Here is an 11,624-nt window from a genome sequence, read left to right on the forward strand (position 1 = left end):
ACCGCGATGTCGCTCATGACTCTGTTCCTTACCTGAAAGTGCATGCATCCGCATGTGAATCGCCCGTATCAAAGCAGCGCCTGATGTGTTCAAGAAATGCGGCGGGACGCCGCGTGATATAAAAATGGTCACCCGCCACGGAAACCGGGCCGTGGTGACAGCGCAGCCACGCCTGCCAGGCCGCGACCTCGTTTGCGCTGGCTTCCGCATCCGCGCTGCCGCACACCAGCAGCGTTGGCGTCTGCAACCGCTCAGCGGGTTGCGGCAGCCGGGGGGCATGCCAGGCCTCGGTGGCGGTAAAATCCGCCCGCAGCATCGGCATGAAAACCGGCCACAATGTCGGCTCATCGATCAGCTCCCGCGCACAGCCGCCCATCGCCACCAGTTGGGCGATAAACTCCGCGTCGGCAAGGTGGCTGATGGGACGACGTCCGCGAAGATGCGGGGCATGGCAGCCGGACAGCACCAGCCCACGCGGCGGCGTGTTGCGCTGCTCCAGCCGACGACATGCGGCAAACGCCACCTGCGCGCCCATACTGTGACCGACAATAATCAGCTGCCGTGGCGGCCATTGAGTGAAGCAGGGCTGCCGCAGCAGATCGTCGGCAAGGGCATCGATGCTGGTGGCACAGGTTTCTCTCATCCGGTGATCGCGCCCCGGCCACACCGCCAGTGACATGCTGATACCCGCGGGCAGACTCTCCTGCCAGCCGCGAAAGGCGCTGGCGCTGCCCCCGGCAAAAGGGCAGATCAGCAGATGTAAACCCGGGTCCTGCTGAATGCCGGAGAACGGCTTATCCATTACGCGCCTCGCTCAGCGGGCTGCCGATCAGATCGTTGCTGTCGATCACCGGCGGCGGCGTCAGCTGCCGTTCAGTCACCGGCGGCACCGCCTGCACAATCTCCAGCCACAGCCGGGCCAGCGACAGCTGATAGCTGGCGTCAAAGGCGGCAGGCAGGGGGGCGCCATCCAGTGCGCCACGCAGGGCCTGTAACACCTCGCCGGTGGCGGCAGCGGCATCCACTTCGAAAAACTCCCGCCAGCTGCCGCCAGGCTGATGCAACAGCCGGGAGACAGGCTGCTGATAGCTGGCGACCTCTGGGGCGTAGCGGTAGAGCGTACGTTCGCGGTTATGATGCAGCGGATCGTGAAACGCCCCGGTCCACACCACCGGACCGTGACTGGATGCCAGCGTCAGATAACCGGCTGGCCAGAACAGCGTGGCCTGATGCATCACCAGACTGAACATGTCGGGGTCGGCGGGATCAAGATACGATTGCAGGTGCAGCGTGGCGTGGGTTGCTTCCCCAAGCTGTAAGCCGACGCTGACAAAATCCCCGCCCGTGTGCCGGGCCACCTCGATACCCACCTGGCTGGCGTCAGTAATGCCGCAAGCCTGCAACAGCAGATCCAGCGTCGAGCAGAGCAGCTGGCGGCTGGTGGCCAGATGGACGGTGGCGGGCCGCTGGCCCTGCAACAGCCCGGTGACGCGCCTTGCGTTTTCAATCCAGCTGCGACCGGCTGGCAGATGGCAGTAAAAATTGTTGACCCGGTAAAGCAGATTGCGTTGCTGTGCCACCGCCTGCAGGCGGGCAATATCCTCCGGGTGCAGCGGATGCTCCTGCAACACATGAATGCCACGTTGCAGCAATTCCGCCGCAATCTGGCTGCCTTCTCCCCGGGCAACCGTCGAGCGGATCACCACGCAGGCGATGTCGATATCGTCCGGGATCTGCTCGGGCGAGGTCCACAGTGGGATACCAAAAGCCTGCGCCAGCTGCTGGGCGCGGCGACTGCCTCTGGCGTAGAGTCCGGCCAGCTCCAGTCCGGCCTGCGGCTGCATAAAGGCATTCAGGTAGACCTCGCCAAATTTGGCCCCGGCGACTAATACCCGGCGTTTTTTGTTCAGCGCAACCGGCTTCATTGCTTCTCCTCCTTACAGGATGTCTCTGACCACTGCCTGACCAGCGAGGCCAGCTCGCCGGCCAGTTCCGGCTGGTCCATAAGTTGCCAGTGTGTGGCAGACACCACATGACACCGGGATTGTTGTTTCCACTCTGCCCATTGTTGTTCAGGCTCGCTCCAGTGCGGCGGGCGCTGGCTGGCTTCAATCCACAGCAGCGGGACAGGCAGTACCGGTTCCGGCTGATGCTGCGCCAGCAGAGTGAGCAGACGGAAGATGCGTGTCAGCCAGGCCTCTGCCGCCTCTGCGCTCAGCGGGCGTGCGGTCAGTCCGGCGGCCTGTGCGCAGCGGGAAAATGCGGCAATCTGCCCGGTTTCCGTCCATTCGGCCCAGCCTTCCGGCAGGGGAACCTGACGTTCCTGTAACAGCAGGCCCATCAGTTCAGAGAGCGAGTCGATGCGGAAATCACTGCCGCACACCGGATCAATCAGCACCAGACGCACCTCTGTGCCGCGCTGATGCAGCAGGCGGCTCAGCAGGGCGGCCACGCTGGCACCATAAGACCAGCCGACCAGGGTGATGGTGCTGCCGTCGGGCAACTCGTCGAGCGCCGGTAAATAGCTTTCCGCCAGCGCCGCCAGGCTTTTGGCATCGACCGTCTCCGGTGCCTGAAGCCCCCAGACCCTGGCTCCCAGTGCCTGGGCGAAGGGCAGATACGACGCCACGCCACCGTCGGAAGCGTGGCAGACCAGTACCGGGGAGGAGGCAGGAGAAGCCGCCGTTGTCAGCGGCACCAGCACCGGATTAGCCGCCTGGCGACGCCCGCCGAGGGTGGCACAGAACTGTGCCAGCACCGGGTGGGTAAACAGCGCCTGCAAACTGGCCCCGGCGATGCCTTTCCGGTTGAGCTGGGCGATGGCCCTGGTGGCAATCAGGCTGTCGCCGCCGCTGCGGAAGAAGTCAGTGTGCTGACTGACTGGTCTGCCAAGCAGCGACTGCCAGATTTGCCCGACCTCATGGATCAGCTGCTCATCCGCCGCGCCGTCTTGCGCCTCGGCGGTGGTGAGGTCAGTCACCGTGGGGGCGCTTTGCGTCTCAACGCCCGCTGCGCTGTCATCGGTGGTAAACAGATCCAGCGGTTCACGTTGCACCACCTTCAGCGCCGCAGGTAGCCGGGTAAACTGCTGATGCAGCGCCTGTTGGAGCGCGGCGCAGTCGATTTTCGACGCCCGCGTCATCGTTGCCACAATCACATGCTGATGCAGTGGGGAGAGGGACTGCTCCGGCCACGCCCGTTCAGCAGTGAAACCGGCCTGTTGCAGGGCTTCCTGCCACTGCGCCAGGTTCAGCATGGCGCGGTCTTCCAGCAGGCGGTAATCCTGATAGTTGCCCAGCCCCTCAATAAAGCCGACGCTGGCCATTTGCAGCTGGCTGTCGCGGTGTGTGGCCTCAATCAGCAGCAGACGGCCACCGGGTTTCATCAGGCTGGCAAGACGTTTCAGCGAACGCACGATATGACTGGCGTCGTGCATCACCTGGGCTGCCACTACCAGGTCGTAGCCTTCCGCAGGGTGCTGACCGTAGTCCACCGGCTGATTAATGTCGAATAACCCAAAGTCTATATCATCCCGCGAGGCAAAGCGCGTACGGGCATCATCGAGGAACAGGGTGGAGACGTCGGTGTAGTGGTAGCGATGTCGCTGCTCGCCCAGTCCGGCGAGCACCGCACCGGTGGTGGCCCCGGTCCCGGCCCCCACCTCCAGCACCCGCCAGCAGATATCAGCATCAGCCTGAGTCGCCGCGCGCTGTCCGTCAGCCACCTTGCGGTGTCCGTCAGCTGCCTCGTGGTGTACGCCAGCCACCTTGCGGTGTGCGCCAGCCACCAGGGCGGCGACCATCTGGCGCACATTTTCCGCCACGCAGCGTGCCGCCGGGTTATCGGCATACAGCGAACGGGTCACCGCGTGGTGATCGACAAAGAACAGTTCCAGCGCGGAACAGCTCCCCTGCAACAGCTCGCTGTGGCGGGCGATACTGCGATCGAGATAGGCGGTCAGCGCATCACCCCAGGCGGATGACGGGACTGACGACGGTGGCGGCACCTGTTGCAGCGCACGGCGGCACAGGAAGCGGTCGTCCTGCTGCGTCAGCCATCCGGCATCGGTCAGAGCACGTAACCACTGGCGCACCAGCCTTTCGAACTGCGGCAGGACCGCCAGCCGTTGCCAGACCTCCGCCAGGCTGAACTGCTGGCCTTCAGCGGTAAACAGACCGTGTTTGACCAGCGTCATGGCAATGCCGTGTAGCGCCAGGGTTTCCAGCCCGTGCCACACCGCGTCAAAGTGCGCCTGCTGTGCGGCATCCAGTCCCTGTAGCGGCAGATTTTGCGACGCCATGGCAGGGCAGTCGTCCAGGGTAAAGTGATGTTCCGCGGCGGCGACACTGACGCGGATTTCGGCGTCGTCGGCGTGGTAGCGGGCGGCCGCGAGCGTCACGCCGGGCTGCTGGCGGGCGGCCTGTTCCAGCACCGCGAGATCGACGTTCTGACCGGCAATCGTCGTCTGCCAGCGCGGCGGCATCAGGCCGACTGGCGCAGGCGTCCGGCGCGGCGACTGACTCATCAGCGCCGGGTTTTCGGCCACTGCCAGCAGCAGCTGGTGGAAGTCGTTGAACATCGCTTCTGCCGTGCCATCGGCCAGCACCTCATCCATGCAGTACCAGCTGAACACCAGCTCGCCGTCAATTTCCATCACCTGATGATCCAGCCACACCTGCGGGGTCTGGGTGAACACATGCACCGGATCGCCCAGCAGGCTGGTCATCGCCTGGTCAATCGCCAGCCCGTCGAGGGTCATGCCGAGCATACTGGTAAACACCACCGGCATCAGCGGCTGACGGGATTGCCCGCGCAGACGCCCCAGTTCACGCAGCAGCTCAACGCCGTTCACCTCACTGTGGCCCAGCCGCTGCCGTAAACGCTGCTGGGTCTGCTCAATGGCGTCACGCAGGCTCAGCGCGTCGTCGGCCAGATCAAAATCAATCAGCAGCACCGAGGTAAAATCGCCAATCAGCTGCTGCATCTGCGGATGCACCTGACGACGGTTAAAGAAGGTCAGGTTAAGGGTGAACGCCGGCCAGCGCGCCCAGCGCGACAGCGTGGCGGCGAAGAGCGTCATCAGCGCGGCGGACGGCGTGACGCCCCAGCCCTGCCACGCCTGCTTCAGTCGTCCCCACTGCTCAGCATCCAGCTTCTGCTGCCAGGTGGTGAAGTGCGGCTGGGTCTGCGCAGGCTGCGGCGAGAGCGGCAGCGCCGGTGCCGGGGGAAGGCTGCTCAGCAGCGTCTGCCACCAGCACCATGAACTGAGCCATGCCGGTTGCAGCCGCTGCGCCTGCTGGTCGATAACATAATCACGGAAGGTTATCTGTAAAGGCGGCGGATTGTCGCCACGACAGAACGCCGCCAGGTCGTCCATCATCACCTTGAAACTCTGTACATCAAACAGCAGCAGATCCAGATGCATATGCAGCCGGTAGTGCGTGCTGTGCCATTCGCTGGCGATCAGTTCAAACAACGGCCAGCGATCGGCGGGTAATACCCGGTAAGAGAGCGTCTGCCGGGTACGCTCCAGCGCCTGCTGCCGCTGTTGCGGCGTCAGATCGCGCAGATCGTGGCGCACCAGACGATACTCCGGCACCTCCGGCAGAATGCGTTGCAGCCCGCTGTCGTCAGTCACCATCCGCAGCATGTCATGACGCCGTACCAGCGCATTCCACGCCTGTTCAAAGCGGGCCGGATCGAACTGCCGATAATCCAGATCCCACTCAAACAGCACGTGGCAGGCCACGCCCCCGTAGTCGATCATGCTGGAGCGTCCCATCCAGTAAGCATGCTGGACCGGCGTCAGCGGGAAGGGCTGATAGCGTCCGGCCGCATCGTGCGCCAGCGGAGCAATGTCGTTCTGCGGTTGGTCTGCCGCTGACTGGCTGGCAATCAGTCGGCTCAACCCGTTCACCGTCAGATCGGCATAGGCCTGCTCAGCGTCAACCCGCACCCCCAGACGCTGCTGAATGGTGCTGCTCAGCTCAAGGAACAGCAGCGAATCCAGGCCCAGCTGCACCAGATCGCGGGTTGGAGCCAGGCGTTCAGGCGAATCCAAACGCAGCTGACCGGCAATCTGCACCGTCAGCCAGGCGGCGACTGCTGCCGTATCGCTTAACCGCTCAGGCGAAAGCTCGCGGGCTGCGGGCGGACGGGATATGGCGGCGGCTGCCTGCGGCACTGGCAGAGCAGCGTGCTGCCCGACGAACAGCCGCTGGCGCAGACTGTCCAGCTGTGCTGAGTCAACGCGCATCGCCAGTCGCCAGCGGGCGGCGCGGGAAATCGCCTGTTCCAGATGCCACAAGCCTTCGGCATCGCTTAACAGCGCCATGCCCTCTGCCGCCAGCCGCTGCTGCACCTCGCGCTGCGCCGCCTTGCCGCTCTCTCCCCATGCACCCCAGGCAACGGAGATCACCCGTAGCGGCCCGTCGCTGGCGGCCAGCGCCAGCCCGTCCAGGTAGGCGCTGGCCAGCGCGTGGGCTGCCTGACCGGCACTGCCCAGCGTGGCGGCGGCAGAAGAGTAGAGCAGCAGCCAGGCGGGTTGCGCCCGCTTGCTGAGATAATCATGCAGGGTGGCCGCCGCCGTGGCTTTTACCGCCAGAACCGCTGCCAGCCGCTCAGCGGTAAGGGCGCTGACCGGCCCGTCATCAAGCACACCGGCTGCGTGGATCACCCCGGCAATACCGCCGTCAGCGTCCAGCCTGTTCAGCGCCGCGCCCAGCGCCTGCGGGCAGGCCACGTCGCAGCGCAGGGAGAGTACGGTGCAGTCGGCGGTCCGTTGCAGCTCCGTGATAAAGGCCTCGCTGTCGGCATGTTCCCGCTGAACCAGCAGCGCAATGCGCCTGGCACCCCGGCTGATTAACCAGCGGGCGCTGAGACGCCCCAGGCCGCTGAGGCCACCGGTGATAACGTGCCAGCCGTGGCCCAGACTGGCAGCGTGCAGCGCGGGTGCCGACCACGGCTGCTGAACCAGGCGCGGCAGCCACAGCTGGCCCTGACGAACAGCCACGCCGCGTTCACCACCGTTGATAGCCTGAAGGCCCAGCACCAGCTCCTGCCAGCCTGCGGTGGCAGTAAGATCGATTGCCGCGATGCAACGATCCTGACGGGCCAGTTCGATGGCGGCGGTACGCACCAGTCCCCACAGGGCATGCTGGCAGGGGTTGATCGCTTCGCCGCCGTCCGGCGACCAGGCCGACTGCGTCACCAGCACCACCCGGCGCTCCTCGCTGTTGTTCAGCGCGCTGAGCAGCGCCTGTGCTGCGCGGGTCAGGTCATGGTCAGCCTCGCTCAGTACCAGCAGCGTGCCGGTGGCCTGCGGGGCGGCGACACCGGCCCGCAGCAGCGCAGTGGCCAGTGGGCCGGCGGTATTTCCCGTCAGACGGCAGGTTTCTCCGCCGTGGTTTTCTCCGGCGACAGCCTGTGCCGCCGTCTGCCATTGCCACTGGTAGTGGGTTTCCGGCGCGGCGCTCAGCGTTAACGCCTCGCTGTCGGCGGAGAGCGTTTGCCAGCGTCCGTCGGGATGGCAGAGACGCAGCTCGATCTGCGGGACGGTTAACGGTGCGGCCTGCCATTGCAGGCGGACCAGATTCAGCCACGCCGGGGCGGCGCTGACCGCCGTTGGCAGCGCCACCGACTGGCCGTTGCCATGCCGACGCGCCATCTCTGCGCAGGCTGCATGCAGACGTGCCTGCCAGGCCGCCTGCTGCCCGGCGCAGTCTGACCAGTCGGCCAGATAGCTGCCGTCGTTGCTCAGCGGTAGCCCCAGCACCCCCTTTGCCAGCGGCAGACTGCCGTGCGTGGCTTCGGCACCCGGTGCGGTGGCTAACACGATGTGTTCACTGATATCGGCGGTGCGCGAACCGTCCTCCGGTAGCCACTCCACCCGGGCAAAACCAGCGGCCAGACACTGTTCGCGCCAGCGTGCGGTGCTGAGGAACAGCTCACCGCCACGGGCGCTTTCATCGTGCAGCGGCAGCACCAGCGGCCCGAAAACAAAATCGAACAGCCGCATCGGACGGGTGATCTCACGCATCAGCAGTTTGCCGCCTGGCTTCAGCAGCGGCAGCAGATTCGCCAGGGTTTCCCCGACGTGCTGGGTGGCGTGGATAACGTTGGCGGCGACGATCAGGTCATAACTGCCCGCAGCAAAGCCCTGTTCCCCGGCGGGCTTTTGCAGATCGAACTCGCCGTAGCTGACAAAATCGTATGCGGCAAATTTCTCCGCTGCGCGGCGGGTGAACAGCGGGGAAATGTCGCTGAAGGTGTAATGGACCGCGCTCTGTTGCTGCAACGCGGGCAGCACCCAGGCGGTGGTGCCGCCGGTGCCACCGCCGACCTCCAGCACGCGATAAGGCGACGGCGCTTCTACGTCTGTATCCCGCTGGCGCAGCAGGTCGCTGACCACCGCAGCGGCAATCTGGTTGAAATAGCGGCCAAAGCTGAAATCCTGATAGAGCACTTCCACGCCGCTGGATGCCCCCTCCGGGAAAATGACCGCCACCGGCTCCACCTCGCCACTCATCATGGCGTAAAGATTTTCTCCGGCGCGCTGCACGGTTTCTGCGATAACGTCCAGCCCTTCACAGCAGCTTTTCAGCTCTGCCAGCAGCGTCGGGCAATCAGCGTGCGGGGCGGCAGTACGGGTGACGTAACGCTCGCCGTCGCATCGCAGCCAGCCATCTTCGACACAGGCATTCAGCAGGCGTACCAGCAGCTGGCGGTGACGCGGCAGCAGCCGTCCTCCACGCAGGATGGTCAGTGCGCTGACGCCCTGGTCAATGGCGTCACCGACGCAGCGACGTACCAGCCGGTCAACATAGATGGCATGCAGGTGGATAACGCAAAGATAGAGTTGCTGAAGGCGCGGCAGGTCCAGCTCTGCGCCTGCTTTTTCCACCATTCGTCGCGCGGCGGGCAGCATCACGGGAGCAGCATCTGTCTGGCTGACAGCATCGGCGGCGGCTTCCCGCCAGTAGCGCTGACGGGCGAACGGATAGAGCGGGGCGTGGCATTTTCGCCCGCCAGCAGGCAGCAGCGCTGCCCAGGGCAGTGAGACGCCGGCGGTAAACAGCGACATCACCGCCTGACGCAGCAGGGCTGGCGTAGGCTGATGACGCCTGGCGCTGGCGATCCAGCACGCCGCCTCCGGCAGTTCCCGCTGGCCGATGCCGCTCAGCGAGGCATCCGGCCCCATTTCCACAAACAGCGTTGCGCCGTCGGCTATCGCCCCGCGCAGGCACTGAATAAAGCGCACCGGGTTGCGCATGTGCCGCCGCCAGAAGGTGGAATGATTCAATTCTGCCGCAGAGACGGTCGCCCCGGTCAGCGCGGAGATCAGCGGCAGCCTGCCTTCCTGCGCCTGCAACGCCAGGCAGGCCTGCTGAAATTCGTCGAGGATTGGATCGAGCATTCGCGAATGCGCCGCGCCGGTGACCTGTAAGCGCTGGCTGCGGATACCCGACTGCTCAAGCGTGGCGGCCATCTGTTGCACCGCCGCCTGCGCGCCGGAGAAGACCAGATGGCGTTCGCCGTTACAGACCGCAAGATCGAGGCCCAGCTGCTGTGCCAGCGGCAGGGTTTCTGCCTCGCTGGCGAACACCGCCAGCATCGCTCCGCCAGTGCAGCGGTCCATCAGCGTGCCGCGCAGACGCACCAGCGGCAGGATCTGCTCAACCGAATAGTGCCCGGCCACCACGGCGGCGGCGAATTCGCCCACCGAATGACCACTGACCCGGTCCGGCAGCAGGCCGTGAGCCTGCCAGTGGGCCGCCATCGCCAGTTCAAATGCCACAATAGCGGGCTGCACCAGCGCCATCTCACTGAAGGCAGCGCCGTCGAGCAATGCGCTGCGCAGCCTGTGCTGATAGTCGCCGTCGCTGTCGAACACCGCCAGACAGCGGTCGAGCGCCGCCGCAAAGGCTGGCGAATGCGCATAGCCGCTCTGTGCCATCGCGGGCCACTGCGATCCCTGGCCGGTAAACAGCCACACCTGTTTGCCCGGCGCACCCTGGCCGCACTGCACCAGGATCTCCTCCTCACCGGCGGCGAAAGCCGCCAGCGCATCGGCTGATTCCGTACACACCGGCACCGCCAGCCGCCAGTTCAGATCGACCGCCCTGCCGTGCAGCGCGGTATGTACCACATCAGCGACAGGCTGCTGTTGCAGCGACCGGGCATAGTCTGCCGCCAGCTGACGCAATGCCGCTTCGCTGTCGGCACTGAGTAACAGCGCGCTGTCCTGCGGCGGCGGGGCATTTTCCGTATGCTGACGCAGTGCGCCGGGCAGTGATGACACCACCATATGGCAATTAGTGCCGCCAATGCCGAAAGAGGAGACGCCCGCCATGCGCACCGCATCGTCCCAGCGGCGGGCCTCGGTCGGCACAAAAAATGGCCCCTGTTCCAGATGCAGCGCCGGATTGGCCGTGCTGAAATGAATACTCGGCGGGATAGTGCCGTGGCTGACCGCCAGCACCGCCTTGAGGAAGCTGGCAATCCCGGCGGCGGTGTCCAGATGACCAAGATTGCTTTTGACCGAACCCAGCGCGCAGGCCGGTCCTTCACCGGCGGCATGAAACACGCCATGCAGTGCCTGTAACTCAATGGGATCGCCCAGCGGCGTGGCGGTGCCGTGGGCTTCCACCATGCCGATCTGCTGGCTGGTGACCCCCGCCAGACTCCAGGCATCGGCGATCACTTCACGCTGACCGGCCACTGAAGGCGCGGTGTAGCCCACTTTCTGGCTGCCATCGTTATTCACCGCGCTGCCGGACACCACCGCAACAATGGGATCGCCATCGCGCAAGGCATCGGCCAGACGGCGCAGCACCACGGCGGCGACGCCGTTACCGGCAAAGGTGCCCTGTGCGTCGGCATCAAAGGGACGGCACTGCCCGTCCGGTGAGAAGATCATTCCCTGCTGCCAGAGATAACCCCCAATCTGCGGGAAGGAGACGGCGACGCCACCGGCAATCGCCATGTCGCACTCACCGGCACGCAGGCTCTCACAGGCCATGTGGATCGCCACCAGCGAGCTGGAGCAGGCGGTCTGCACGCTAATTGCCGGACCGCGCAGGTCCAGCTTGTGCGCCACCCTGGTGGCGACGTAATCCTTGTCATTGCCCATCAGCGATTGCAGGCTACGCACATGCGCCACCTCCGCCAGTTTAAGCGGCTCCCGGCCGGGATAGGTGCTGATGCGCGAGGCAGCAAACACCCCGGTCTTCTGCGTCACCGACCCCGGCGCATAGCCTGCGTGCTCCAGCGCATGCCAGGCAATTTGCAGGAACAGCCGCTGCTGCGGGTCAATCAGTTCGGCCTCCTGACGGGAGTAGCCAAAAAGTTCGGCGTCGAACATCTCTGCGTCTTCCAGCACGGTGCCCCACGGCACCCACGCCGGATCGTCAATCAGCGCCGCTGGCGTCCCGGCCTCCAGCAGCTGCTGACGGGAAAAGTGCCGGTTGCAGGCGCGTCCGGCCAGCAAATTGGCCCAGAAGGCATCGCTGTTACCGGCTTCAGGAAAGCGACAGGCGTGGCCGATAACCGCCAGCGGTTCACTGTCGGGATAGTAATGATGCAACAGCTGTTCAGGTGTCATAATGTGCTCCGACGACGGCGTT

General features: G+C 65.1%; 3 protein-coding genes. All 3 read right to left on the minus strand.

The features are described 5' to 3' along the window. Nucleotides 1-28: 28 nt before the first annotated feature. The 3 genes from AC3RPL_RS06825 to AC3RPL_RS06835 are packed head-to-tail and all read right to left on the minus strand — an operon-like array spanning nucleotide 29 to nucleotide 11,602. Nucleotides 29-802: a thioesterase II family protein gene (locus AC3RPL_RS06825; RefSeq protein WP_490739414.1), complete on the minus strand. Its 774-nt coding sequence runs from the start codon at nucleotides 800-802 to the stop codon at nucleotides 29-31. Further along, nucleotides 795-1,925, minus strand: a complete 1,131-nt coding sequence (locus AC3RPL_RS06830) for a Gfo/Idh/MocA family oxidoreductase (protein WP_490739415.1) — start codon at nucleotides 1,923-1,925, stop codon at nucleotides 795-797. The genes AC3RPL_RS06825 and AC3RPL_RS06830 overlap by 8 nt, the downstream gene beginning before the upstream one ends. Continuing rightward, complete coding sequence (locus tag AC3RPL_RS06835) at nucleotides 1,922-11,602, minus strand: polyketide synthase (protein WP_490739416.1); 9,681 nt, start codon at nucleotides 11,600-11,602, stop codon at nucleotides 1,922-1,924. Before AC3RPL_RS06835 ends, AC3RPL_RS06830 begins: the two co-directional genes overlap by 4 nt. Nucleotides 11,603-11,624: the final 22 nt, after the last annotated feature.

It is taken from the genome of Erwinia papayae, assembly GCF_058241465.1.

Coding starts and splice junctions, on each gene's coding strand:
- AC3RPL_RS06825 (WP_490739414.1), bottom strand. CDS start 802: ATGGATAAGCCGTTCTCCGGCATTCAGCAGGACCCGGGTTTACATCTG.
- AC3RPL_RS06830 (WP_490739415.1), bottom strand. CDS start 1,925: ATGAAGCCGGTTGCGCTGAACAAAAAACGCCGGGTATTAGTCGCCGGG.
- AC3RPL_RS06835 (WP_490739416.1), bottom strand. CDS start 11,602: ATGACACCTGAACAGCTGTTGCATCATTACTATCCCGACAGTGAACCG.